This is a genomic window from Fictibacillus norfolkensis (assembly GCF_014836645.1).
Lineage (GTDB): Bacteria > Bacillota > Bacilli > Bacillales > Fictibacillaceae > Fictibacillus > Fictibacillus norfolkensis.
On record NZ_JACSQM010000002.1, the window covers coordinates 84,049 to 107,590 of the forward strand.

The 23,542-nt window shown below is 37.3% G+C and carries 28 protein-coding genes and 1 pseudogene; 13 read left to right on the forward strand and 16 right to left on the reverse strand.

The genetic code is table 11. The features are described from left to right. Positions 1 to 24 precede the first annotated feature (24 nt). Both H9648_RS04680 and H9648_RS04685 read right to left on the reverse strand, forming a co-directional pair. Complete coding sequence (locus H9648_RS04680) at positions 25 to 1,347, reverse strand: APC family permease (protein WP_191752759.1); 1,323 nt, start codon at positions 1,345 to 1,347, stop codon at positions 25 to 27. A 155-nt stretch (positions 1,348 to 1,502) separates the two neighbouring features. Further along, positions 1,503 to 1,679 (reverse strand): hypothetical protein, encoded by a 177-nt coding sequence (locus H9648_RS04685; RefSeq protein WP_191752760.1) that lies wholly within the window; start codon positions 1,677 to 1,679, stop codon positions 1,503 to 1,505. A gap of 231 nt (positions 1,680 to 1,910) precedes the next feature. Here H9648_RS04685 and H9648_RS04690 point away from each other — a divergent pair, with 231 nt between their 5' ends. Genes H9648_RS04690 through H9648_RS04700 form a run of 3 tightly spaced genes read left to right on the forward strand, consistent with a single transcriptional unit; the run spans position 1,911 to position 3,527 of the window. Further along, the gene (locus H9648_RS04690) at positions 1,911 to 2,222 is read left to right on the forward strand and encodes a PadR family transcriptional regulator (protein WP_191752761.1); all 312 of its coding nucleotides are present in this window, start codon (positions 1,911 to 1,913) and stop codon (positions 2,220 to 2,222) included. 1 nt (position 2,223) lies between these two features. Further along, positions 2,224 to 2,772, forward strand: coding sequence for an HAAS signaling domain-containing protein (locus H9648_RS04695; protein WP_191752762.1), 549 nt, complete (start codon positions 2,224 to 2,226; stop codon positions 2,770 to 2,772). Beyond that, the gene (locus tag H9648_RS04700) at positions 2,769 to 3,527 is read left to right on the forward strand and encodes a DUF4097 family beta strand repeat-containing protein (protein ID WP_191752763.1); all 759 of its coding nucleotides are present in this window, start codon (positions 2,769 to 2,771) and stop codon (positions 3,525 to 3,527) included. Before H9648_RS04695 ends, H9648_RS04700 begins: the two co-directional genes overlap by 4 nt. Before the next feature lie 44 nt (positions 3,528 to 3,571). Here the strand turns inward: H9648_RS04700 and H9648_RS04705 are convergent, their stop codons facing one another. The 5 genes from H9648_RS04705 to H9648_RS04725 form a co-directional block, all read right to left on the reverse strand. Beyond that, on the reverse strand, positions 3,572 to 4,369 hold the full coding sequence (locus tag H9648_RS04705) for a DeoR/GlpR family DNA-binding transcription regulator (protein WP_191752764.1): 798 nt from the start codon (positions 4,367 to 4,369) through the stop codon (positions 3,572 to 3,574). Positions 4,370 to 4,615: 246 nt separating this feature from the next. Then, positions 4,616 to 4,939, reverse strand: a complete 324-nt coding sequence (locus H9648_RS04710) for a nucleoside triphosphate pyrophosphohydrolase (protein WP_191752765.1) — start codon at positions 4,937 to 4,939, stop codon at positions 4,616 to 4,618. A 67-nt stretch (positions 4,940 to 5,006) separates the two neighbouring features. After that, a complete protein-coding gene (locus H9648_RS04715) occupies positions 5,007 to 6,038 on the reverse strand; it encodes a YkvI family membrane protein (RefSeq protein WP_191752766.1) in 1,032 nt (343 codons plus the stop codon). A gap of 101 nt (positions 6,039 to 6,139) precedes the next feature. Next, positions 6,140 to 7,099: a GGDEF domain-containing protein gene (locus tag H9648_RS04720; protein ID WP_191752767.1), complete on the reverse strand. Its 960-nt coding sequence runs from the start codon at positions 7,097 to 7,099 to the stop codon at positions 6,140 to 6,142. A 328-nt stretch (positions 7,100 to 7,427) separates the two neighbouring features. Continuing rightward, a complete protein-coding gene (locus H9648_RS04725) occupies positions 7,428 to 7,709 on the reverse strand; it encodes a hypothetical protein (protein ID WP_191752768.1) in 282 nt (93 codons plus the stop codon). A gap of 208 nt (positions 7,710 to 7,917) precedes the next feature. Between H9648_RS04725 and H9648_RS04730 the strand changes: the two genes are divergently transcribed. After that, a complete protein-coding gene (locus H9648_RS04730) occupies positions 7,918 to 8,325 on the forward strand; it encodes a phage holin family protein (protein WP_318243484.1) in 408 nt (135 codons plus the stop codon). Positions 8,326 to 8,328: 3 nt separating this feature from the next. Here H9648_RS04730 and H9648_RS04735 read toward each other — a convergent pair whose 3' ends face one another. Next, positions 8,329 to 8,586, reverse strand: a complete 258-nt coding sequence (locus H9648_RS04735; RefSeq protein WP_171005494.1) for a flagellar biosynthesis anti-sigma factor FlgM — start codon at positions 8,584 to 8,586, stop codon at positions 8,329 to 8,331. Continuing rightward, positions 8,583 to 8,843, reverse strand: coding sequence for a hypothetical protein (locus H9648_RS04740; protein ID WP_191752769.1), 261 nt, complete (start codon positions 8,841 to 8,843; stop codon positions 8,583 to 8,585). The genes H9648_RS04735 and H9648_RS04740 overlap by 4 nt, the downstream gene beginning before the upstream one ends. A 237-nt stretch (positions 8,844 to 9,080) precedes the next feature. Here H9648_RS04740 and H9648_RS04745 point away from each other — a divergent pair, with 237 nt between their 5' ends. Further along, positions 9,081 to 10,382 (forward strand): purine/pyrimidine permease, encoded by a 1,302-nt coding sequence (locus H9648_RS04745; RefSeq protein ID WP_191752770.1) that lies wholly within the window; start codon positions 9,081 to 9,083, stop codon positions 10,380 to 10,382. Between the two features lie 48 nt (positions 10,383 to 10,430). Here H9648_RS04745 and H9648_RS04750 read toward each other — a convergent pair whose 3' ends face one another. Both H9648_RS04750 and H9648_RS04755 read right to left on the reverse strand, forming a co-directional pair. Continuing rightward, complete coding sequence (locus H9648_RS04750; protein ID WP_191752771.1) at positions 10,431 to 11,309, reverse strand: alpha/beta fold hydrolase; 879 nt, start codon at positions 11,307 to 11,309, stop codon at positions 10,431 to 10,433. After that, positions 11,310 to 11,705, reverse strand: a complete 396-nt coding sequence (locus tag H9648_RS04755) for a hypothetical protein (RefSeq protein ID WP_191752772.1) — start codon at positions 11,703 to 11,705, stop codon at positions 11,310 to 11,312. A gap of 118 nt (positions 11,706 to 11,823) precedes the next feature. On the opposite strand from H9648_RS04755, the gene H9648_RS04760 reads away from it, so the two are divergent. Then, positions 11,824 to 12,378, forward strand: coding sequence for a ribonuclease FAU-1 family protein (locus H9648_RS04760; RefSeq protein WP_191752773.1), 555 nt, complete (start codon positions 11,824 to 11,826; stop codon positions 12,376 to 12,378). Positions 12,379 to 12,420: 42 nt separating this feature from the next. Here the strand turns inward: H9648_RS04760 and H9648_RS04765 are convergent, their stop codons facing one another. Beyond that, positions 12,421 to 12,657, reverse strand: coding sequence for a hypothetical protein (locus H9648_RS04765; protein WP_191752774.1), 237 nt, complete (start codon positions 12,655 to 12,657; stop codon positions 12,421 to 12,423). A 117-nt stretch (positions 12,658 to 12,774) separates the two neighbouring features. Then, the gene (locus tag H9648_RS04770) at positions 12,775 to 13,350 is read right to left on the reverse strand and encodes a cysteine hydrolase family protein (protein WP_191752775.1); all 576 of its coding nucleotides are present in this window, start codon (positions 13,348 to 13,350) and stop codon (positions 12,775 to 12,777) included. A gap of 144 nt (positions 13,351 to 13,494) precedes the next feature. On the opposite strand from H9648_RS04770, the gene H9648_RS04775 reads away from it, so the two are divergent. Further along, a complete protein-coding gene (locus H9648_RS04775; RefSeq protein WP_191752776.1) occupies positions 13,495 to 14,130 on the forward strand; it encodes a LysE family transporter in 636 nt (211 codons plus the stop codon). A 41-nt stretch (positions 14,131 to 14,171) separates the two neighbouring features. Here H9648_RS04775 and H9648_RS04780 read toward each other — a convergent pair whose 3' ends face one another. After that, positions 14,172 to 14,900 (reverse strand): TraR/DksA C4-type zinc finger protein, encoded by a 729-nt coding sequence (locus tag H9648_RS04780; protein ID WP_191752777.1) that lies wholly within the window; start codon positions 14,898 to 14,900, stop codon positions 14,172 to 14,174. A gap of 305 nt (positions 14,901 to 15,205) precedes the next feature. Between H9648_RS04780 and H9648_RS04785 the strand changes: the two genes are divergently transcribed. From H9648_RS04785 to H9648_RS04795, 3 genes are all read left to right on the forward strand, one after another. Beyond that, a complete protein-coding gene (locus H9648_RS04785) occupies positions 15,206 to 16,702 on the forward strand; it encodes an HD domain-containing phosphohydrolase (protein ID WP_191752778.1) in 1,497 nt (498 codons plus the stop codon). Positions 16,703 to 16,716: 14 nt separating this feature from the next. Continuing rightward, positions 16,717 to 17,295 carry a GNAT family N-acetyltransferase gene (locus H9648_RS04790; RefSeq protein WP_191752779.1) on the forward strand — a complete coding sequence of 193 codons (579 nt, stop codon included), beginning with the start codon at positions 16,717 to 16,719 and terminating at the stop codon, positions 17,293 to 17,295. Between the two features lie 190 nt (positions 17,296 to 17,485). Then, entirely contained in the window at positions 17,486 to 17,848 is a 363-nt protein-coding gene (locus H9648_RS04795) for a hypothetical protein (protein ID WP_191752780.1), read from the forward strand. 39 nt (positions 17,849 to 17,887) lie between these two features. On the opposite strand, the gene H9648_RS04800 is transcribed toward H9648_RS04795, so the two are convergent. After that, a complete protein-coding gene (locus tag H9648_RS04800; RefSeq protein ID WP_191752781.1) occupies positions 17,888 to 18,292 on the reverse strand; it encodes a hypothetical protein in 405 nt (134 codons plus the stop codon). A gap of 196 nt (positions 18,293 to 18,488) precedes the next feature. Between H9648_RS04800 and H9648_RS21065 the strand changes: the two are divergent. Together H9648_RS21065 and H9648_RS04810 are read left to right on the forward strand one after the other, a co-directional pair. Continuing rightward, positions 18,489 to 19,050, forward strand: a pseudogene (locus tag H9648_RS21065) (site-2 protease family protein); the annotation flags it as partial. 885 nt (positions 19,051 to 19,935) lie between these two features. Beyond that, positions 19,936 to 20,958 (forward strand): C40 family peptidase, encoded by a 1,023-nt coding sequence (locus H9648_RS04810; protein ID WP_191752783.1) that lies wholly within the window; start codon positions 19,936 to 19,938, stop codon positions 20,956 to 20,958. 44 nt (positions 20,959 to 21,002) lie between these two features. Here H9648_RS04810 and H9648_RS04815 read toward each other — a convergent pair whose 3' ends face one another. After that, positions 21,003 to 22,682 carry a hypothetical protein gene (locus H9648_RS04815; RefSeq protein ID WP_191752784.1) on the reverse strand — a complete coding sequence of 560 codons (1,680 nt, stop codon included), beginning with the start codon at positions 22,680 to 22,682 and terminating at the stop codon, positions 21,003 to 21,005. Positions 22,683 to 23,111: 429 nt separating this feature from the next. Here H9648_RS04815 and H9648_RS04820 point away from each other — a divergent pair, with 429 nt between their 5' ends. After that, positions 23,112 to 23,540, forward strand: a complete 429-nt coding sequence (locus H9648_RS04820; protein WP_191752785.1) for a PH domain-containing protein — start codon at positions 23,112 to 23,114, stop codon at positions 23,538 to 23,540. Positions 23,541 to 23,542: the final 2 nt, after the last annotated feature.

Sequence of the window (23,542 nt, forward strand, 5' to 3'; positions counted from 1 at the left end):
TTTTATAAAAAAACAAGACCCTCCCTAAAAAGAGTCTTGTTTGTTATTTCGCTCTAGCCAATAATACACGGGAAGTCCCGCAACTGTAATAAAGATGGCTGTAAAACTATCTAAAGGATCGTTGAGTATCGTTGAGACTACGATATATAAAGAGCCTAAGATCGCAAAAATAGGAACAACAGGAAATAATGGGACACTGTAGGTTCTCTTTTTATCACGATTCCTATTGCGCAGTTTAAACACAGCATAAAACGCAAAAATATAAAAAATGTATACAGCAAATATCGCCATTTCTGATAAATATTCTGGATCCGTTACAATCATCATGATGATCGCGATCACGACTTGTAAATACGTAGCCGCAATAGGTGTACCATATTTTTCACTAACCTGACTAAACGTTTTTGACATCGGAAGCTGATTTCGTTCTGCCATTGCAAAAGGAACACGTGGAATGGTTAAGATTTTACCGTTTAGACAGCCAAAAATCGATACTGCGATTCCCACTGCTATTAATTTTCCGCCTAATGGTCCAAATAGAATCGTTGCTGCTGATGCCGCCGAATTCTCTCCTAGTCTTACAATTTCTGATGCAGGCAAAATGTGCAGAAGTGCAACATTAACCAGCAAATAGGCTGCCATGACGATTAAGATTCCACCAATGATGGCTTTAGGTAACGTTTTTCCTGGATCCTTCATCTCACCCGCTACGAATCCAACCATCAACCATCCATCATAAGCAAAAAGTGTAGCAAGGATCGCTGCACCCATTGAAATCTCTACAGCAGCTCCACTTGAAGCATTTAATATTTGTTCATTTCCTTTAGTTATCCCAAAAATAATAATCAAACCGATCGGAACCAGTTTTCCAATCGTAAATAAATTTTGGATAAAACCACCATACTTCGTTCCAAAGTTATTGATAATCGTGAGGAAAAGAACCGTACCTATTCCAATCCAAGGTCCAAAGGATTCATCCCATGAAAACAAGTTAACCATCAATGAACCGAAGTATAATCCTAAAGCCCCGATTACGGCTGGACCGTAAATAACAGTCTGAACCCAACCGCTCAAATATCCCCAGAGCTTACCGTATACTTCTTCCATATAGACATACAAACCACCTGTCTTTGGAATCTGTGTTGCCACTTCAGCGACCGTTAACCCTCCTGCTAACGTGATCAACCCTCCAAGAGTCCAGGCTAATAGAGCAAGATTAGAATTTCCTGTATATTCGAGAACACTTCCAGGTTTCATGAAAATGCCTGATCCAATAACCGTTCCAATCACGATGGACATGGCTACAGAAAGCCCGATGTCTTTTTTCAACGCTGTTTCTTGATTCATGTTGTGTTCACTCCTTAAAAAGACTTTTAAATAACGAATTGTCCATCTGAAAAAGACTAGTGTCACTTTAACACATACACTCATCAAATGTCACTACTTCTTAAAAAAGACAATTAATTCAGTTTTTTTAAAGTGTTTCTAGAGAGTGATATTGCTTAAAGTTCTTTTCTGCGCATTAACTGTTTTTTTATGAAAGCTTTCTCGATCAGATGATTAAGCTGTCGTTCTAGCTCCTTTTTTTCTTGCACATCTGCTTCATGCCTTATCTTTTTCTTCAGTTCACGAATCATAAGCTTTTCTTCTGATGAAAAATGAGAAGAATGCAGCACCATGTTCACCTCATTTCAGATTTGATCCACTGAACCTCCCTCTGTCTTAAGGATAAGATAATCTGACCACCAGAACATTTGATGTGTCATATAATCTGACACTATTTTTATAGGTATTTGCTCATTTTCAAAAAAAAACCAAATTTAAGCTTGAGTTCCATCACTATAGATGGTAATATTTGTTTTAACAGTACCTTGCAATAAACAGTACTAAGTAAAGTGGTGATGTAATTAGTGAATGTTCAATTTAAAAAAGGAGTTCTTGAACTATGCGTTTTAGTTCTTACTTCACAAAAAGACCGCTATGGCTATGAATTGGTGGAAGAAATATCAAAGAAATTTGAGATCTCAGAAGGCACGATCTATCCACTCGTTAGAAGATTAACAAAAGAAGGTCTATTTTCTACTTACCTTATGGAATCAACCGAAGGGCCACCAAGAAAGTACTATAAGATTACGGAAAAAGGGCTAGAGATGAAGAAGGTCCTTGTTGATGAATGGTCGCTTTTCACAAAAGGTGTAAGTGAAATGTTAGAGGAGGAATAACGTGGATAAGAATCAATTTTTACAGCAATTAGCTAAGCAGATAAAACCACTTGGAGCTCGTGAACAACGCGAAGTTTTAGATGATTACGAAGAATATTTTGAGATGGGCTATGAGAATGGAAGAACAGATGAAGACATCATCTCAGGATTAGGTAATCCACTCAAGATCGCAAAAGAGATCATGGCACAATCAGAAATTACAAAAGCAGAAGAAGATCCTTCTTTAACGAACGTCTTTCGTGCGGTCGCAGCAACATTGGGATTAGGTTTATTTAACCTTATATTTGTCCTAGCGCCGTTTATCGTATTATTATTGTGGCCGTTCGTTATGATCGTACTATCAGCTGCGCTCCTCATCTCACCTATTCTTTTGCTCATTCAAGACGGTTTGACACTAATCTTATTAAAAGAAATTTTTCTTATTCTCGGATTAGTAGGTCTAGGTCTCTTATTGCTTGTAGGATCGATCAGATCTTCAAAAATAGTTTACAAGCTCACCTTAAGATACCTTACGTTCAACCTAAGAATCATTAGGAGGAAATACTCATGACGCAAAAGATTTTACGAACAGCATTTATCTTGATCGGTATTTCAATTATTGGAAACGTCCTTCTCTTCATGATGGGGGAATCTCCCTTTAATATTGCGAAAATAAATGAACAAAAATCGATTGCGGCATCATCTATTAAAGAGATTACGATTGAGAGCAGTGTAGGTGACATATTCGTTCTTCCTCATAATGGTGACAAAATAAACGTATCGATGAAAGGTAAAACGGAAAAGAAATACTCAGATGACTTTTCACTCTCTGTAAAAAAGAATAATAACAAGCTAATGATTCAAGCAAAACAAAAAAAGAAAACAAAATTATTCTCCTTATTTTCTGGTGATTACGAATTACTCGTTAAGCTTCCAAAAGCAGATTATAACCGACTTCAAGCAAGATCTGATACATCAGATATTAAAATGCAAGATATAGAAGCCAGTAGCATCAAACTTCAAACAAATTTAGGAGATATCCTTCTTAAAGACGTGACAGGTGCTGTTTCTGTAAAGTCTGATGTGGGTGATATCGACATACAGCTACTTCATATTAAAAAAGATATTATCGCTAAATCAAATCTTGGTGATATTACGATTAAAACAAAGAATGAACCTAAACAATTACGAACAGATCTGAGAAATACAATTGGGGACGAAAAGATCAACTTACCAGGTTTAAAGAATGGTTCAATAGAAACTGGCGGACCTCTCGTGTTTTTATCTTCAGAAGTCGGAGATCTTGCCCTGATGATGAACGAATGAAAAAAGACCTCCACATTGGGGGGGCTTTTTCTTGTTCGGAAAAATTATTCTGTTCTTGAAGCTGGTTGCTCATGGTTTAAATCTGATTGAGCAATAACGACAGAAACTCCTTGTTGTTCAATGGCTGATAGATGGTCTCTCGGTGCATCATCATCTGTGATAACAACATCTATATTCGTAACAGGACCAACTTTTGCAAAAGCGTTAACTCCTATTTTGTAATGAGGAAATACACCAATTACTTTACGAGAGACCTTTCCAACAGCACTCATAAAAGCAGCTACTTCTGGCGTTGCCGTACTTATTCCTCTTTCGGAGATCCCGCCACCTGTGGCAAATGAAACATCAAAAGAATACTGACTTACGAGATTGGTTACTAAGGCATCCGTCATATTGCCTGATTTCTTCACTTTTCCACCGACCATGTAAAGATCAATGTTTTCATTCTTGCGAAGTGCATCAGCAGTTTCGAGTGAGTTGGTCACAACTGTTAATCGGTACTGAGGAAGATGCTTTACAATCTCATGGTGCATGCCTCCTCCACTTAGAAAAATGGTATCGTTCTCTTTGATGTACTTTACAGCTTCCTTCGCAATAGCTTTCTCATACTTTGATCCTGCTCCAAAACGAACTTCATTCGGCGAAGGGCCTTTTTTTACTTCAGTTACAGGAATAGCGCCACCATGTGTACGTTTAAGCAGCCCATTATCCTCGAGAGATGATAAGTCTCGGCGAATAGAATCAATCGAAACTTGGAGGGCATCTGATAATTCTTTTGCAAGCACTCGTCCTTCGTTCTTAAGCACTTCTAAAATTTTCTCTCTTCTTTCTTCAGAAAACATAATTTTTCCTCCATTACCTGTTATTTCCACGTGGTACCATAATAATATGCTGTTTCATGCTTGTTTGTCAAACATATTCTGCATGTTTTTTCCTGACTTTAGATAAAAACAAGCTAAAACAAGCACTCATGGTAGCTTGTTTTAGCCCGAATTGGAAGATAAATAGATTATTATATGGAAGTTTTCCAGTTTGTACTTCTGACAAATACAAATTCCTTACATTTGTATTTGTCTGGGGTCAGACCCCTAGTCCTCTACTTTGATCAGGAAGAGGCGTTCGTGAAATCGGCCGTGTTTTCGGGCCTTTTCCTGCCTGATCTCATCCAGTTCTTTTAAAGTAAGTTCATGCACTTTCGTTAACGCGATTAAGATCTCAAACAGCTCTGCCAGTTCTTCCGCTGCATCTATCTCACTTTTGGCTTCACGATACTCTTTTACGCCTTCAGTAAGCTTTTTCTTAAGTTCACTTTCAAACTCCTGATTTCCAAGGATCCGAAAAGTTCCCTTCTTCCCCGCTTGTTCAAGCAGTTCTGGGATCTTGTCTCTCACTAATTTATTGTAATACGCCATTGGCTCTTTTCCCTTCCAGCAATTTCACAGCATCTAAAAAAAAACTTACCTATATAAACGATATGCATCAAGTTAGTTTTTTAGCAGAAACAACTCCCAAAAAAATGATGGCGATCAAACCGAATACCGGATACAAATAATGAAGAAGTTCAGAATATCCTACTTGACTTAACAAGTAGCTCCCTGTCATTAAAGCGATTAAGATGACTTGATTGGATAACCTGACATTTCTTTGCAACGCTCCTGCTAGCCCGAAGATGTTTCCGATCAGTGTCGAGAAAATCTCACCGTAGATCACGAAGACAAAAATATAATGAACTACTACACCAAGACTCCCTACTATTTCAGCGATCGGTATCTCATAGCTCATGACACGCGGAACAGAATAGAGCACATACTGGCTATTTATTAGAATGAACGTTAATCCTAGTCCTCCTAAAAAACCGCCCCATTTAATAACGGATTCATCTTTAGCTTCTCGTGAAAGTGGAACAAGAACGGCTTGTGCCAAGGTTAAGTTAAATGCTGCATAGGCAAACGGACTTACAATCCATCTCCAATCACCAACAAAGTCTCGTTCAACAAATAACTGCCTTCCTGAAGAAAGATCAAACATGGATACTGACAATACGATAGAAAAGAATATCATGATGGGGACGATCAATGAGTTTGTCCAAAGAATACCGTCTATCCCTTTTTTCATAACGAAGTAGGTTACGAGTAACGTTAATAGAATTCCCATTTGATAAGGAAGATGAAGCTGTTCCCAAAACAAGGCTCCTGCACCTGATAACATGACTCCCGTTACTCCAAAGAGCATGATCAGCATTAATACGTTTACGATTCGTGAGGCGACCGCTCCAAACAAATATTGATTCATCTCATCAAAAGAGGTTGCACCTAGCCGCTTTGCCATAATCATAAGTTTTGTACCAATCACGATAAAAAGAAAGCCACTGATCAAAATCCCAACAAAACCAGCTGAGCCGTATCTTGTAAAAAATTCAACGATTTCTCTTCCGGTAGCGAATCCAGCACCTACAACAGTGCCGATGTAAGTGGCGGCTATCTGCAATATTTGTTTCAATCGACTACTCATGCCCTCACCTCCATGGCCATATCTTTTACAAACATATGCATGGACAAGGATTTTAGAAGAAAAAAAACAGCAAGATTTCTCTTGCTGCCATAGATCACTTATTAAATATGTATTGCTTCACTGTATCCTTCCGTTATTACCCTGTTCTTTCCCTGTCTCTTTGCAACGTACAAGCTATTGTCGGCACCTTCAAAGAACGCTTGTTTATGCATGCCTCTTCTGTACGTTTGTAACCCAGTACTGATTGTTATGTTCTCTTGCTTCACTTCAGGGTGCTCTAGCCTTTGTATGACCAATCTAACCTTTTCAAATAATGTAAAGGCTTGTTCTTCACTTATATCATTTAAGATAACCACAAACTCTTCTCCGCCGTACCGTGCGACAAAATCATCTGTGGTCACATTATCTTTTATAGCCTTCGCAATTCGTTTCAACACGATATCTCCAATGCCATGACCATATGTATCGTTAATTTTTTTAAAATTGTCTATGTCCATTACCGCTAAATGAACGGGGTAATGATACGTTTCCGCTTGAAGCAACAGCACGTCCATATATTCATAAAAAGCCATGTGATTGTATAAACCTGTTAGAGCATCTGTCTTCACTTGCTTTTCCATAATTGTCGATTTCACCATTAGATCTTGATGATCTGCCTGCGCTTTGTTTAGTTCTTTCGCCATCTCATACCCTCGACTCATAATCCCAACACAGATAGCTGTTGAGGTTAAGAGAATACATATCATTGAGATCTGATCCATCACATCATTCATGCTCTTTAAGACCGGATGGAAAGTCGAAAGCAGCAGATAGGTAATTGAGCTGAGAGCAAAAGATAACCATACTTTTTTCTTTTTAAAATATATCGTCGAAATCAACATAGGAAAGAACAGACTCGTATACATAACATACATTTCATGATGAACGCTGATTAAGATGGCAGAGAACATGCTTGCTGTCCAAATTATAATGTAATCAATGTATATTGTTTTCTTTTTAAAACTCCATTCAGCCAAACTAATCATAAAAATTAAAAGTGCTGTTGGTAGAACAATGTACATCCCAATAAACTCTTCTAATGGTTTAGATGTAAAAAAACTGTTAATGACCTCTATACACACTGACACAAAGATTACAACCCAAAATACATTTATCATTTTCCGATTCCAGGCGATGTGATTTAAGTGTGCAGGCAGGTGTTTTTTTTCCAATACATTCACCTCATCTACACGTATCCAAAATCATTATAACATTTTTTTCCTTCTTTCATTTTGTTTTCTAAATTATTCTTTTTCCAACACATAGCTCTTTTTTAATAAATTTCTGCACATATAAAATGAAAAACGCACAGCAAAATGAATCTGCTGTGCGGTTATTTTTATACATTATTTATTTGATTTTCACACGTTTCTTTTTAGGTAGTTTATCAAGGAGCCAGCCTCTGCCTACTTCACAAAAACGAATCGGCATCTCAAGTGTCGCGAGTATCTTATCCTTTCCATGAATGGTAAGTAATCCTGTCTCATCGTTCACTTGATCAACAACTGCATTTTCGGTACCCGAGAGCGGAAACGCCCATTTATTGTTACCAGGGTCCTTAATCTTAATCATTCTTCCGTCACAAGTTACTTTGTGGCAATGTGGAGGCAAGCCTAACGTAATTTTATTCATTGCATTTCTTTCCTCCCTTTCCGGATTTGTTTCATTGTAACAGATATAGTGCATGTCTGACTCCTTATTTTTTAAATTTTTTGACTATTTAACACATTTGAAATAATGCTTCAAAAAATTAGGGGACAAGTAGTAGGTAATCGCCAAAGCGTATCGTTTCGTACAAACATATACTATACAAATTGGAGTTCAAAGGAGGAACAAACGAGTGGAAAAATGGTCCACACTATACAATATGACTGTAGTATCATTAGGTGCAGTTGCGAGCTTCCTATTTGGTACACCCGGCATGTTATTCAAGACACTTATCTTATTCATTGTATTAGACTATTTAACCGGCATGGCTGCTTCAGCTTACGAAGGTAGATTGAACAGCAAAGAAGGCTTTAGAGGTATACTAAAAAAAATGATCATATTCGCAATCGTGGCAGCGGCCCATTCTCTCGACCAATTGCTAGGTGGAAACTATATCCACAGTGCCACCATCTTTTTTTATCTATCTAATGAATTGTTATCAATCATTGAGAATGCTGGAAGAATGAATGTTCCAATTCCTTCTTTCATAAAAAATGCCGTTTCTCTGTTAAGACAGAAAAACGACAATCAAAATAAGTAATTGTTAATTGGAATAAAATTGTGAGATCTTTTTTGCGATCGCTTGCGCATCGATCTGGTATTCACCAGCATCAATGCGTTTTTTAATATCTAATAGTTTCTTTTCTCTTATGTTCAATTGAGCATTTTCATGCAGCACTTTTGCTTCATTAGATATGTATAGTTCGTCTTTAGCAAATGATGGCGGCTTTACAGAAGGCTGCTGATATACTTTATTCACATCATATTTTCGCTGAACGGGTTGTTGTCCGTCAATTCTCATGATTTCACCTCTTCTGAATATTGAAATGTGCCAAGCCATTTCCATTTGTCATCATAATCTAAGTTGTCCAACAGTCTGAAGAACAATTCTTGTCCTGATGTATCCCATTTTACTTCAAACTCATTTCCGTTTTCTTTATCCTTACAAAAAGAATGAATCCACTGTGAAGTAAACAAGTAAGGCGTAAACTGTTCAAAGTCTAATAGATGTTTCTCTAACAATTGAATGACATCATCATGTGTAAGTTTATGCATCATTAGAATCGTCCTTTGTTTGTGGTCGTCTTAACCTGTGACTATATATTTCGGCCACAATCTATTTTTTGAGGGTATACGAAAAAATATTTCACAAATTTTTCTAATATTCGTTGTTGGTACCTTCTTGCTTTAATGAATTACCCGCTATCACAGTATGTATAAACCTATTTCCTTTCTACGAATCAAATGAAAGGTCTATAATGAGAAGTAAAGAAATACATAACAGAAGGTGTTTACATGAAATTAACGTTCTCTTCTCTTCAATGGATGGTATTTATCCTTGCGGGTAGTTTAGTTGCTCCCATCGCAATTGGTGATGCGTTTGGAATGACACAAGCGGAAACCGCAGAACTATTACAGCGGTCATTCTTAATTATTGGTGCGTCTGCGATTCTTCAAGCACTATTTGGTCATAAGCTCCCGATCAATGAAGGCCCAGCTGGATTATGGTGGGGTGTTTTTACAGTTTATGCGGGCATTGTAGCTTCTGGGGCATTAACGGTGGCTGACGGGCTGCAGCAACTGACAGCCGGCATGCTGATCAGCGGAATCCTTTTTTTACTGCTAGGCATGTTTCGTATTATCAGTTCGGTCAGAGCTCTTTTTACTCCTTTAGTAACGGGTACTTACTTAATCCTTCTTGTCTCACAATTGAGTGGCTCTTTTATTAAAGGGATGCTCGGTATTGGGTATCTACAGGAAGGCGCAGATACCAAAGTAGCTCTTACTTCACTCTTCATCTTAGTTTTGTCTATCGTACTTGGAAAATCCCGTGTGAAATGGTTAAGAAGTTATTCCATCTTGATTTCTTTGTTACTCGGTTGGGGACTTTTTAAACTCTTGAATTTAACAAAAGAAACGATGCATAGTAATACGACTTTTGCTTTTCCAGAATTATTCGCTTGGGGAATGCCAGAACTATCTTCCGGAACGATCGTAACTTCCCTATTCGTGGGAATGCTCTTACTAACGAACATGGTAGCTAGTATTAACGTCGTCGAAAAAGCCTATGAAACAGAAAACAATGATTATGAACCTATCAATTACAATCGCTCATCCATCATGATGGGGATAAACACATGGATAGCAGGTCTATTTTCAGCTGTTGCAAGTGTACCGATCTCAGGTGCTGCTGGATTCATCTTAACGACAAAAATGTTTAGCAAATTAGCATTCATCATAGGTAACGGACTTATTATCTTGATTAGTTTTTTTCCGCCACTTACCTTTTTCTTTGCTGGTATTCCTGCACCGGTAGGATATGCAACGATCTTCCTTCCTTTTTCAAGTATGATCGGTCTAGCTTTCAAAGAATATAAAAGTGAATTAAAATCGGAAAACAATCTTTTTATAATCAGTACTTCCCTTATGGTTGGAATCGGTAGTCTCTTTATTCCTGCTGCCGCATTAAAAGATTGGCCAAATATTATTGTAACTTTATTAAGCAATGGCCTAATCATGGGAATGCTCACTTGCATGATTCTTGAACAGTTTTATAAACGGAGAAGTTCGCATCAGCATATCCAAAAAGAAGACTGAAAATGAAAATAAAGAAGGGCTCCCTTAATACTGGGAGCCCTTCTTCTCTTAAAGTTTTTCTGTTACCGGAATTTTCGAGTGAAATTTGAACACCGCCTCTGCTAATTCTTTTCCATGATCAAACATCATTAAATGTGTCGTGTTAGGAATAACAACAGTCTCACTGTAAGGCAAATCTTTTTTTGCCGAATCAATAAACTTTAAAGATTTTTGAAAGTGATTTTCTTTTTCAGCAGGCAGGAATAGAACAGGAGACTGAACCTCCTTATACCAAGTTAAGAAATCTATATAATAGATTTCAGATATGATCTTTTCCATCGTTTGGCCGGTAGTAATATTGCCTACTTTTCCGTTCTCTTTCATACGAGGTTCATACGCAGCAATATAATCAGCTCGTTCCTTGTTCCATGGTAACCATTGTTCTTGATAAACTTGCTGATATTCTTCTACCGATTCGTAATCTGGATCTAATTGTCCTTCAAACTTAGTAAGATGCTCATCTAAGGTCTCATCGTAAAGACCATGCTCACCAGAATCATTAATGATCGCACCATCTATGTTGGCTAGTGACAACACGCGATCTTGCCGCATCGCTGTAAAGTATAAACCTATCATACATCCGTACGAGCTTCCTACGAGATGAGCCTTATTAATCTCGAAATGATTCATTACACTTTCTAAATCGTTTGCAGTGTCTTCGAATGAATATCCATGATCGGGTTGATCAGATTTTCCATGTCCACGAAGGTCATAGCTTATTAATCTATAATGACTCTTGAAAAAAGGAATCACTGGATGCCATCCTTTAGCTGTTCCACCAAGGTAGTGAATTAAAATCAACGTATCCCCCGAACCTCCATAATCATAACCTGAAAGCATTGTGCCATCATGAGATCTTATCTTATGTTCTTCAAATAGAATATCCATTTATCTTACCCCCTCTTTCATACGCTTTTGCAGATTGGGTTTTGTACGAGATTGGATCTCGTTTAATTTATTCTTTATATCTTGTTCAATGTCTCTTTGAAAGAACGTTGCAAATTTGCAAAGATAAGCGATGCTATCAGCAATTTCTTTTCCAATGTCTTCTGCAACTTCTTCTTTTGCGAGTTGGAAAGCTTTTTCCCCTTCAACCCCTTCTTCTTTCATGTCATACGCCCGATTTAACATTCTTCTTAATTCTTCTGCAATCTCCGCTATTTCTGTAGTTAATAGTAAATGATTAAGCAAAAGAGATTCCGTACTCTTATCAGCACTTTCTTTACTAATCTCCCATCCTCTTTCCAATTGAAAATCCTCTAACTCTTTATGTATCATTCTCATATTTAAAATTCCTCCGTTCTTCATCTTTCCCACTACATAATTCTCTACAATTTAACAAAAACCTTTTTACATACTTGAATAACAGGGTATAATATTACCAGAATATGGAGGTTGTATAATGGAACGCAAAATGGCAAACCGACCTAATTGGAAAAGAGTAACAGACAGACATTTTGAAGTAACGCATAAGGAAAATTCTTGTTTTAACGGGAAAGTAACAGCAATCCATCTAAAGCAAGTTTCTGAACCATTAATTGTTAACTATAAAGATCATGAAGTATGTATCGCTGACTCTGGATATACATGGATGCAGCATTTTCCAAAGGGAGAAAAATATACGATCACAACGGTAATAGATGGTAACGGGAACGTTGTACAGTTCTATATAGATATGTGTATCGATCATGGAGTGGATGAAAATGGTGTCCCTTGGTTTGATGACCTTTATTTAGATATTGTTATTCTCCCTAATAAAGAACTCTTTCTTTTAGATGACAATGAGTTGATGGAAGCTTTCAAAAAAGGGGATATTAATGAAGATGAAATGAAGCTAGCACATGAGACAGCTCAAAAAATCATCTCCATGCATAAAGAAGGAAAGTTTGAACAATTAGAAACATGCATTGAGCATGCTGAAGAATGGATAAAAGAAAAAAAGTTCAATCATAAGTGAAAATGACAAAACACCAGAGGGCTGTTTCCCTCTGGTGTTTATCTATTTATTTACATTCTTATTTTTCTCTAAAAAACGCAAAGCATCTTCTACTTCATCTAAAACTTGTGATCCGATGATTCCTTCTTCCTCATCTAAAAAAGTAACTTGGAAATAACCACTCTCACCCTGTGGAACATACCTCATTCTGACAAGTTCCGGCTGTTGATCTTCTTCTCTCCAAAACTCTAATTCTTGTTCAGGATTTTTCATCAATTGTTCGATTTGATCACTATTCATCTGTAAGACACCTCTAGATTACTCTATTTAATTTAGTATATACATTTTTACCCTAAATAAAATCCTCTAAACCATTAGCAACATCCGACATTTCCTGGGGAATATTGTCTATGTCTGTTATTGCACGTATGGAGAAGTCCTCACCCACCGTGTTAATGCTTCTTCTGTGCTTATTATTTCTGCAAATTCTTTATGAAGATGAGCAAGAGCAGACTCATGGACATCTTGAGCCGAAAAAACTGTTCCATCATAAGAATTTATTTTGAATGCAGCAGTAGCATCATGGATTAGAGACACGCTAAAACCATAATTAGCTGCCATTCTTGTAGTAGTAGAAACACAATGATTCGTCGTTAAACCAATAATCAAGATGTGTTCGATTTCGAGTGTTTCTAATGTTTCTTTAAGCTCCGTACCGATAAAAGCACTATTAACGCTCTTAATGAACAAAGGTTCATCTTCTTTAGGTTCAAAGCCTGTTTTCAACTGATAACCTAATTTTGAAGGGTGCAATGGTGAGTGTTCATTTTCTGATTGGTGCTGCACATGCATGACCGGCATCCCCACTTCTCGAGAGGCGCCAAGCAATGTAAGCATATTTACTTCAGCATTTGCATTATTTCGTTCTCCCCAGAAATTTGTTTCATCAAATCCTTTTTGAACATCAACAATGAGCAAACATGCTTTTTTCACAATTCGTTCTCCTTATATTCAGAATATAACTCTTATTACATACCTTTTTCGATGTAACTTTAATTTTTCCTGCCGTACTATTTCAGATGAGATTCTCATATTTTGGGAGTACTTAGACAAGCTACTTGAATAGGAGGATCACTTTTGAACGAGACCATGATATTGAGTATTCATTTTGTTATGCTTGGTATCAGTTTAGCTATTCCTATCGGGCCAATTAAACTTGAGATGATTAAATACGGACTATTTGGTGGTTTTTGGCCATCTTGGTTCGTCGGGATTGGTGCAGTATGTGCGGATCTATTGTTTATGTTTTTGATATTTCTAGGACTTACTTCTTTTCTGCATCATGAATGGATTACAATTTCCATGCTTATCATCGGAATGATTATGCTTAGTTATTTAGGAATTTCGACCATTAGAAATTCGGGCTCAACCTTATCCTTGCTAATAGACGACAAGATAAACCTCAAGAAACCTTTCTGGACTGGTTTTGTCATCGCTCTTATGAACCCTTATAATTTTATCTTCTGGTTTGGCATATATGGCGGTTCACTTCAAAGCATACCTTCTACCACTAATGAAATCACCAGAATCGCTTTAAGCCTCTGCATAATTGCAGGGATTGTCCTGTGGAATTTAAACGTGGCATTTACCGTCCATTTTTTTCGTTTTTTGATCAATGAGATTACGATAAGGTGGCTAGCAAGATTTGCTGGAATCGGACTAATTGGTTTCTCTAGCTTTCTTGCATATAAATTATTTTCATTCCTTTCATAAACAAAAGGCGCTGCTATGAAATAGTCAGCGCCTCAAGTCTTTTACTTATCATATTTGTCTCTATCTGATTGCTTCTCTTCTTCTCTGTCTAACTCTTCTTCATATTCCTCGTGATTTCTGTTCTGAACAACATTTCTTTCTTTTCCTGTGATGTCAGTAGCAACAAAACTTTCATATTCCTCTACAAATCCGTCATCATCATTAGAGTCTTCGTACATCTCGTTATAGTCTCTTTTATCAGGATCAGCAAAGTCTGAAGGCGTTTCACTCGTACCATGTTTAGCAACGGACTGCCACGCATCTTCTCCATCAAAGAACGTAGCATCCTTATTATCATTGCTTCTCGTTTTATAATCTGGACCAATAACCTCTTCTTCAATAGGACGGTCATCTGATGAGTTTTGTGCAGGACTATGTTCTTTACAATAAAGCGTAAAAGGGACTATTTCTAAACGTTCTTTCAGAATGTCATTGCCACACGTTTTACAAATTCCATACTCACCTTTATCGATACTTTTTAAAGCTGTGTCGATATCTTCCAGCTCTTTTTCATGTAGATCATTCAGAGCAATATCTTTTTCTTTTTCAAATAATTCTGTGCCGAGATCACCAGGATGATTATCATAATTAGACAGTTCGCCTGTTGATTCTTTTGGAAATTCTGAATCATTACCAAAAGACTCGTTTCTTTCTCTCATACCTTTTATCTCTTCTTTTCGTGATAATAAGATTTGTTTAAAATGGTCCATTTCTTGTGTAGATAATGCCATGATTCAATCTCCCTTCTTACTTCGATATACCATTTCATACCCTTTATTCCGAATAATTATCCATCCTGTGTATTTTGCACAATAATCATACATGCTATACTAATCAACAACTCATTACCTCTGTTATATAGAACAACACCGTTTGTTTCTCCGTTTCTTAATCATGAAATAGTCGATTGTAAATCGAAATACCTATTTTTTTAGCAAAAAATGTTCTAAAGTGTTGAAAAATTGCTTTTTTTCCAACTTTTTGTAAGGTATGCTAATAATATCTTTTAAAGTAATAGTAAGAAAGGCGGTGAATCATGAAAATTTATGAGAGTTTTGAAAAACGTTTATTAAAAAATTATGTGATTGGTTCAACCGCTGCCGTTTTAGGAGTAGGAGGAGTATTTGTTTTTACTACCCTCCGTTTATCCATGTTTGAATTTATGATCTTGTGTGGTATTCTTCTTGCTTCTTGTGTGATTATGTTTTCACTCGAATATGTTTTCTTTCGTATGCATACAGCTATTTTTAAAAATTACTTTTCAAAACAAAAACCTGCTTTACAGCTCGCTGAAAAAACATATTTTCACGCGCATCATTTCCCAATCAGAACTGTAAAGAGAATTCTCGGTCCGCATCTGTTAGGATTATCTATACCAGCACTATCCTTAACTGCTATAGCGATCTCACTAGATTATTTATCACTTCCCTATTATTACATGTACCTTGCATCATTGGGAGCGATTTTAGTAGCAGGTATGCATGCGATTATTGAATTCTTCTTAACCACCAAAGCCGTTCAGCCTGTGCTTCGTACCATTCAAGAAAGAACGCTTAAGGACCATGGGAAAATACTGTCTTTAGCAACGGCTAAACACATATCTATTCAACGAAAAATTCAATGGAGTACTTTATTTATTGGAACGTTTCCACTTCTTTTATTCGCACTTGCGAATCAAGTACGACTATACCATCTATCAGCGCCTGTGAATGGATCGTATTGGAGCTGGGCTTTCTTTATCTTATTGATCGGTATTTCTTTTGCTATCTACGGAGCCTACTTGTTGTTTAAAGATATTCAGCAGCCTATGGACGAACTACAAACAGGAATGTATGAAGTCCGCACGGGAAATTCTAATGCAAAAGTTCATGATCTGTATTCAGATGAATTTTCTAAACTCATAAAAGGTTTTAACCATATGGCTCATGCGATACAATCTCGTGAGCATGAAAATAAACAGCTGCTCGAAAGTTTTTTCGCGACGATGGCCGCAACCTTGGATGCACGTGATCCATATACAGCAGGACATAGTTTACGAGTTGCTGATTATGCAATGAAGATCGGTCAGATGGCTGGATTGCCGTTTCAACAATTGGTCCAGCTTCGGAAAGCCGCACTTTTGCATGACATTGGAAAAATTGGAATACCCGATGTAGTACTACTAAAAGAATCTAAATTAACATCAGAAGAATTTGAGCAAATAAAAAAACACCCGGTAATAGGTGCTGATATCCTTGCTCAAGTACAGCCTTTTGATGCTATGCAACCGTTGCTACCTGGGGTTCGTTATCATCATGAACGTTATGATGGGAAAGGTTATCCTGAACAGCTGGCTGGAGAAAACATTCCTATTTTCGGAAGGATCATTGCTGTTGCCGATGCTTATGACGCAATGACGTCTGATCGGCCATATCGTAAAGGGATGACTCATGAAAAGGCATTGGCCATTTTGGAAGATGGAAAAGGCACACAATGGGATCCATACTTAGCCCAACTTTTTATTGAAGAGATGTCATTAAAATCCATTTCTTAAACAGGAGGTTATTTTTGAATACATACGATCATTTTCCAGTTATTGAAACAGATAGACTAAGACTAAGACCAGTCATTGAGTCAGATATAAAGGAAATTTATGCAGCGTTCTCAGATGGTGACGCATTACGTTATTATGGAATGGCACCTTTACAAACTGAAGAAGAAGCCTATGAGCTTATTCAAGCGTTTGAAAAAGGATTTACTACAGGAAGTTCAATACGTTGGGGAATCATTTTAAAAGAACAAGATAAACTCATCGGAACATGCGGATTTCACAATTGGAGCAAATCAGATCGAAGAACAGAGCTTGGTTATGAACTAAATCGTGCCTATTGGAATAACGGATTCATGATCGAGGCGTTACGAGCCATCCTTCATTACGGATTCAACGGGATGGAATTTAATCGGATTGCTGCTGTGATCAGACCCGAAAACAAAGTTTCCCGTGCGTTAGTATCTAAACTTGGTTTTCATGAAGAAGCATTACTACAGGAACATCAAAGAGTCGGTGACCACTACTATGATATGTACATCTATTCCCTACTAAAAAAGAACGCAGATTTGTATGAACAAGAAGCTAATAGTCTTTAGCTTCTTGTTTTATTTTTACTCTTTTATTAAGGATTGTGCTATTAGAACTTGTTGCTTTGGAATAGACCATGAAGGCAGAGTGCGCCTTCATGGTCTATATTCCTATTTAGAAGATAGCCTTACATTAATCCAAAATAGGTTTCAAAGTAACTTACTAGAGGTATGAAAAGGAAAAAGGAGGTAATCAGGTATGGAACAAAAAGGAACGTTTTATGTAACAGCGAAAGGTGATTTACAGCCCCTTCCTACTGACGACCATGTTCATTATTTTGAGATTCTAGCTTCTTATGATGAGAAGCAACAGCTAGAGCATCTTTTTGCTAAAATGCATGCGAACAATAAACAAGAAGGCTTGGATGTTTTCTCACCGAAAAGACACTTTTCCGAATCACATGCTGAATACCATCGAGGAAAAGACAGCAAGCTTGTATACGAGTTATTTAGATATCTCTACTTATTAGGAACTGAAAAAACAAAGCGGGAAATTGAAGAGATGGAAGTTTTGCCAGAATTGTATGAAGCAAGCCATGATACAATTGAAAAAGTAAAATAGCACCGGAATCTTTTCCGGTGCCTTTTCTTTAAGCTATTATTATTCCCACTCTATCGTTCCATCTTCTTTAATCCAAAATCTTACCATATCTAAATCATCCAACGCATGCTTGATCTTATTCGCTTTTTCACGATAACTTGGAGTGTCAGGATGAGCAAGTACTAAGGTTTTTGCAGGATTTTTTTCATGACTTTTTAGTAGATTTACAAATTTAAGGAAAAATTCATTCTGGTTTTGATAGCCACTTAATTCAGACATATTTCCTTGCGCTGCGATGAGAAGTGTATGATATTCATTCGTTGCAGTCAAATCTACACCGTCTATCTCATTGCACATTTCAGTTTCATAGCCTTCGCGTAATAAATATGCTTCTACTGCTTTAATCACTTCTGATTTGTTCATAACAAATGCATCACTAATGTATGGATGGTCATGTAAAGCCAAACTCATCACTCCTTCTTATCTATAACAGCATTCGCAACACTTTCCCATCAATAGAGGGGTACTTAAATGTCGTATACCCCTATTTTTCTATCAAAAAACCGTCTATAAAGGATTTTTCTAAAAGAGAAACTTCTTTCCCCTTTCAACGTATTTCCTATAAGATAGAAATAAGAAACTATAGTTGGGGGATTCGTACATGGCTCAAAAAGCTGAAAAACAAAACCAATCCCGTATATGGACCATCATAGCGGGAATAGGTTTGTTTCTGTTAAGTAAATTAAAGTGGGTATTCGGCCTGCTTAAATTAGGGAAATTCGCAACACTCATCTCCATGTTCATATCACTTGGTGCATATGCGGCATTTTATGGCTGGAAATTCGCAGTAGCCATCGTTTATCTTATATTTGTGCATGAGATGGGCCATTTAGTCGCAGCTAAACTAAAAGGAATAAAAACATCGCCAGCGATCTTCATCCCCTTTATGGGGGCGGCGATAGGTATGAAAGAGATGCCTAAAAATGCTAAAGACGAAGCGTATATCGCGTATGCAGGACCATTGTTCGGGTTATTATCTTTCTTACCAGCTGTGTTTCTGTATGAAGCGACTGCAGAACCATTCTGGGGCTTGGTCATCTTTTTAGGGGCAATGATCAACTTATTTAACTTGTTCCCCGTCTCACCACTCGATGGCGGAAGAATCGTTGGGGTTCTATCTACTAAGATCTGGTTCATTGGCTTATTACTTGTTCTGCCTTATTTGTTCATATCACCAGATCCCATCATTTTCTTAATCTTCATTTTCGGTATCCTAACTTGGTGGAAACGAGTTCGTGAAGACTTCGAACAAAACAAGTTAAAAGAAACGCTTACTCTGTATCAATCCGAACAAGAGAAACTTACTGTGATCAATCAAGAGATGAATGAGTACAAAGACATGCCGAACTTTGGTTATATCATCGGAACTTACTTAGAAGATGTGCGAGTTTCCAAAGATAGACTAAAACGAAATATGCCATCTGGTTCTTCATTTCCTGTTCTACAGGATAAGAAGAAGATTCGTAAGCATCGTACATTAGTAGAAATTGAAATATTAAACAATCGTGAACGTTTCTTACAAACACTTTTAAATGAATATGAGAGCAATCAACGTCAGAGAGAATATATTCAAAACATGTATCAAGAAGCTGATCCTGAAGAAATCGCATCTTTGCCAGAGCTTCAGAACTTTAGCCATAGCAGCTTGTTTGAAGCTTATGAACAAAGCCTGTTATCTGAAAAAGCGAAAACAGAGAAACAATTTGAGCAAACAAAGAACTATTACGTCTCCAACACAAAAACAAAAGTGAGCGTGTTGATTATGTACCTATTGTTAGCGGGAGTCTTATCTGCTTTTGTTGTATACGGCAATGAACTTATGGATGCAAATCGTTTCTTAATCAGCTAGACCTAGAAAGCACCTCTTGATGGAGGTGTTTTTTTAATACCCTTCTTTTTACCTGCATCAACTTGTTTATAGTACATTGGCTACAGAAATCCATAAACGTACAAAGGGCTTTTTGTCTTATCTTTTGGATAGATAAAAGGAATGCCTCATCAATAACACGAATGGTGTAGAAAAATAGACAAAAGGAGCGAATATCACGATGCAAAAATTTCTTAAAGTATTATTTTCACTCGCTGTGATACTTGGTATATTTTCAAACACAGCTTCAGCTGAAAAAGGAACACCAAACAAAGATCTTGTTGGAAAAGACATGTATGTAAATGTTGCTGCAGCGACTCTTTGGGTTGGACCTGATGCAGTAAGACCTGTAGATGATCCATCCGTTTCAAACCCTGTTGACTTACGTAGCTGGACAACAAGTATGACGTATGAAGAGAAGCTTTGGCTAGTTGGGGAACTTGAAACACAAGCCCTATACGGTCAAAAAGTACATATTTTAGAGCAACAAGGTGATTGGGTAAAAGTTGCGGTCTACGGCCAGCCTACACCTAGAAACGAGCTCGGCTATCCGGGATGGATGCCTCTTTCACAATTAACTTATTCTAAGCATTACAGTAAAGCTGAAGGAAAGCACTTTGCATTGATCACGAGCCCAACGGCGTTTCTTTCAAAAGGACCATTTGGACATAAAAAAGATCTTGAAATAAGCTATAACACGAAGTTACCCGTTATTAAGAAAGTCTCAAAAACAATCGCCGTCTTAACACCACAAGGAAAAGTTCGTTGGCTTGATGCGAAAGATGCAAAAGTATACAAAAGTGAAAGTAATATTCCAGTTCCAACTGGAGAAGCTCTTGTAGAAGAAGCTAAGAAATTTCTCGGTCTTCCTTATTTATGGGCTGGTGCATCAGGATTTGGGTTTGACTGTTCTGGCTTTACACACACTATCCATAAAGCAAATGGCATTACGATTCCAAGAGACTCTGGACCACAGTCTAAAGAAGGGCTGATCGTTGATAAAGACCAACTGCAGCCAGGGGATCTAATGTTCTTTGCTTATGATGAAGGAAAAGGACGTGTTCATCATGTTGCGATGTACGCAGGAAACGGTATGATGATCCACTCTCCAAATACAGCTTCTACAGTAAGACTGGATCCGATCTCAACACCTGCATATGCAGTAGAGTTCTCAGGTGCACGTCGTTACATTCCACAACCATAATAAAAAGCAGAGCACGATGTGCTCTGCCTTTTTATTACCTTCTATTATTCTAAACCTTCTATTTTCATTTCCGTTACCGGTAAGAATGCTTCCCCTGTATTTTGATAGGTTACATTAACCTTATCTTGTTCTTTTAAATAGATGGCTAGCGGATTACTTTCTGAAGATACAATATAGCTCATACGGTTATCCAACAAGAAGGAAACAGTCGTATAATCTCCAACTTTTTCTTTATATACACGAAGAACGGTTCCAGAAATCTGTTTTTCTTCAGCATTTGATGTTCCGTCCACTGTTCCTCCACCTCGTTGCAATGCTGTTTTATATTGTTTTATTGCAGCATTCGGTGTATTTGCATATACAGAGATCTCTGGGTTTGCAGCAGAAACGATAAAATAGTTTTGTAAGAATCCATTCGAATCTAGCACAGGGGTCAGCCAGCTTGCTTCTCCATAAAAGTTATAGAGTACAGGCATCTCACCGTCCCATTTTTTCTCGATAAATTTCTTTTCTATGATCTCTAAAGCTCCTTCAGAATCCATATAAGACTCTTCAAGATTACCAGTGTAATAGGTCGCCTTCCCCGTTCTTGCATCTGTTAATGAATAACCGAGCATAGAGTCGACTCCCTCTTTCGGACTTGTGAAGTCGGTAAAGTAAAACATATCTCCATTCTCATCAAAAATCGGGCTCACATTCGCTTCTGTTCCTTCATCAGAAGGCAGTTTTACATCTTTTTTACCGAATTTGCTGTTCCAAAAACCATGTACATAATTACCAAAATAGCTGTTTTGAAGACTGACTGTTTCTGGAGATACAGCGCCATCAATAAAGGCTGGAATATCCTTGATCAAATATTTCTTTGTATTCCCATTCTCCGGATCTGTTACAACAATACCTTCTACTTTAAAGCCGTTACGAGCTGAGATGAACTCTCCATAGGAGCGAATGTAGAACGGCTTTCCATCATCATCGATCTCTAGTTGCGGATCTCCGTAGAAAATGTACTCTGGAAAACTTGAACGCATGTGACGTTCAACGTTCTTATTAAAATACGAAGATGGTGTATAGCTCATCTCAGATTTGATAAACTTTGGATTTGCTGAAGAATCAGTCGCGCTTAATGTAAAGTACCCTGGTGTCACATCACCGTTCCACCACTTAAAAAGTCCAGAGAACTCTACGGGTGCGATATAAACATATTTACCATCCACTTTTTGAATCTGCAGATTTCCTAGTTCATAAAAGCTCGTGTTTGGTACTTGACCGAACGACTTTCTCATTTTATTTCTTGCAAACTTAGGCGGCACACTTGCCGGAGTTTCTTTCTCATCAAAAGACTCGATCTCTGTCTTTTCTGCCATTTTGGATGACTGATATTTTTCATCCGAATTAAATAGTCCAGCAGAAAGAATAAAGATACCAATCATCAAGCTGACAAGAAATAAGACTAGCTTGATCAATCTCTCTTTACCTGTTGCAAAAAACGCACCAATGGCTGTAACAATAATCGCTAAAATCCAAATGGAAGAAATATTGCGATCGAGATTTGTTATATAGTAGAAAACAAATACAACAGGAACGGTACAAATGATAGTACCGATCATTGCCCCAGTCAGATTGTTTTTCTTCTCTTCTTTAACTGGCTTTTTGCTGCTAGTGATCGGAAAGATTACCAATGCTGCAGCAAGCCCCACAATGATGGAAAATAACAAGATGTTCATAAACTATCCCCTTTTTTAACATTTACTTCTTAACCCTATTAAGCAATACGATTGAATATGTAAAAAGTTCCATAACATATTTTCGAATGAGAAAAACTTAGAAAAATTAAAGACCTGCCGTTTTGTTTTTACTTTATAATGGAATAAAAAGGATGTGAGGAATTTGTCCCTTAGGTTTAGGTTATTAGGCTGTTCTTTAGTATTCGTTATCGTGTTCCCTAATCTATTACCGTTTTTAATCACTAACTACCTACCTGAAGGCACAGGAGCTCCCGTCCAATTTATTCTTAATATCCTTATACTTTTTATAGTGATTCTTTTTTTAAAACTCGCTTACCAAAAGAAAAATGCAGGGATCATTACGTTGTTCTTCTTTTTAATTCTTTATCTTTTAACGATGTCCATTATTCACTTTATAGGAGTTGTTACATGATGAAATTCCCATCAAAAAAAGATTGGTGGCTATGCTTACTTCTTTGGGGCGCTATTGGTTATGGCGCTTACATCAGTACATATGCCTTGCTAACAGAAAAAGCAGATCTATTAGGAATATTGATTACAGTCGTCATTAATCTTACCCTGATTGCCTTTATCAGTTGGCTTTGGTTTACAACCTACTACGTTTTAGGAGAAAAAGAACTAATCATTAGAAGTGGTCCGATCAAAAAAAGAATTCCCTATCGTGAAATTTCATCTGCGCATAAGACGCTGAATCCCCTATCGAGTCCCGCACTCTCTTTGAAACGAATCAATATTACGTATCAGTTTGGAATGGCTCTTATCTCTCCAAAAAATAGAGATGAATTTTTACAAAAATTAAGTGAGAGATGTCCGAATGCAACAATTAAATATGATTAGGA

What these genes read in the sequence shown, in the direction of transcription:
- H9648_RS04700 (WP_191752763.1), top strand. Translation starts at nt 2,769, where the DNA reads ATGACGCAAAAGATTTTACGAACAGCATTTATCTTGATCGGTATTTCA.
- H9648_RS04680 (WP_191752759.1), bottom strand. Translation starts at nt 1,347, where the DNA reads ATGAATCAAGAAACAGCGTTGAAAAAAGACATCGGGCTTTCTGTAGCC.
- H9648_RS04820 (WP_191752785.1), top strand. Translation starts at nt 23,112, where the DNA reads ATGATGAAATTCCCATCAAAAAAAGATTGGTGGCTATGCTTACTTCTT.
- H9648_RS04785 (WP_191752778.1), top strand. Translation starts at nt 15,206, where the DNA reads ATGAAAATTTATGAGAGTTTTGAAAAACGTTTATTAAAAAATTATGTG.
- H9648_RS04715 (WP_191752766.1), bottom strand. Translation starts at nt 6,038, where the DNA reads ATGAGTAGTCGATTGAAACAAATATTGCAGATAGCCGCCACTTACATC.
- H9648_RS04745 (WP_191752770.1), top strand. Translation starts at nt 9,081, where the DNA reads ATGAAATTAACGTTCTCTTCTCTTCAATGGATGGTATTTATCCTTGCG.
- H9648_RS04735 (WP_171005494.1), bottom strand. Translation starts at nt 8,586, where the DNA reads ATGAGAATTGACGGACAACAACCCGTTCAGCGAAAATATGATGTGAAT.
- H9648_RS04760 (WP_191752773.1), top strand. Translation starts at nt 11,824, where the DNA reads ATGGAACGCAAAATGGCAAACCGACCTAATTGGAAAAGAGTAACAGAC.
- H9648_RS04780 (WP_191752777.1), bottom strand. Translation starts at nt 14,900, where the DNA reads ATGGCATTATCTACACAAGAAATGGACCATTTTAAACAAATCTTATTA.
- H9648_RS04795 (WP_191752780.1), top strand. Translation starts at nt 17,486, where the DNA reads ATGGAACAAAAAGGAACGTTTTATGTAACAGCGAAAGGTGATTTACAG.
- H9648_RS04750 (WP_191752771.1), bottom strand. Translation starts at nt 11,309, where the DNA reads ATGGATATTCTATTTGAAGAACATAAGATAAGATCTCATGATGGCACA.
- H9648_RS04705 (WP_191752764.1), bottom strand. Translation starts at nt 4,369, where the DNA reads ATGTTTTCTGAAGAAAGAAGAGAGAAAATTTTAGAAGTGCTTAAGAAC.
- H9648_RS04765 (WP_191752774.1), bottom strand. Translation starts at nt 12,657, where the DNA reads ATGAATAGTGATCAAATCGAACAATTGATGAAAAATCCTGAACAAGAA.
- H9648_RS04810 (WP_191752783.1), top strand. Translation starts at nt 19,936, where the DNA reads ATGCAAAAATTTCTTAAAGTATTATTTTCACTCGCTGTGATACTTGGT.
- H9648_RS04815 (WP_191752784.1), bottom strand. Translation starts at nt 22,682, where the DNA reads ATGAACATCTTGTTATTTTCCATCATTGTGGGGCTTGCTGCAGCATTG.
- H9648_RS04685 (WP_191752760.1), bottom strand. Translation starts at nt 1,679, where the DNA reads ATGGTGCTGCATTCTTCTCATTTTTCATCAGAAGAAAAGCTTATGATT.
- H9648_RS04740 (WP_191752769.1), bottom strand. Translation starts at nt 8,843, where the DNA reads ATGATGCATAAACTTACACATGATGATGTCATTCAATTGTTAGAGAAA.
- H9648_RS04720 (WP_191752767.1), bottom strand. Translation starts at nt 7,099, where the DNA reads ATGTACATTGTTCTACCAACAGCACTTTTAATTTTTATGATTAGTTTG.
- H9648_RS04755 (WP_191752772.1), bottom strand. Translation starts at nt 11,705, where the DNA reads ATGAGAATGATACATAAAGAGTTAGAGGATTTTCAATTGGAAAGAGGA.
- H9648_RS04710 (WP_191752765.1), bottom strand. Translation starts at nt 4,939, where the DNA reads ATGGCGTATTACAATAAATTAGTGAGAGACAAGATCCCAGAACTGCTT.
- H9648_RS04725 (WP_191752768.1), bottom strand. Translation starts at nt 7,709, where the DNA reads ATGAATAAAATTACGTTAGGCTTGCCTCCACATTGCCACAAAGTAACT.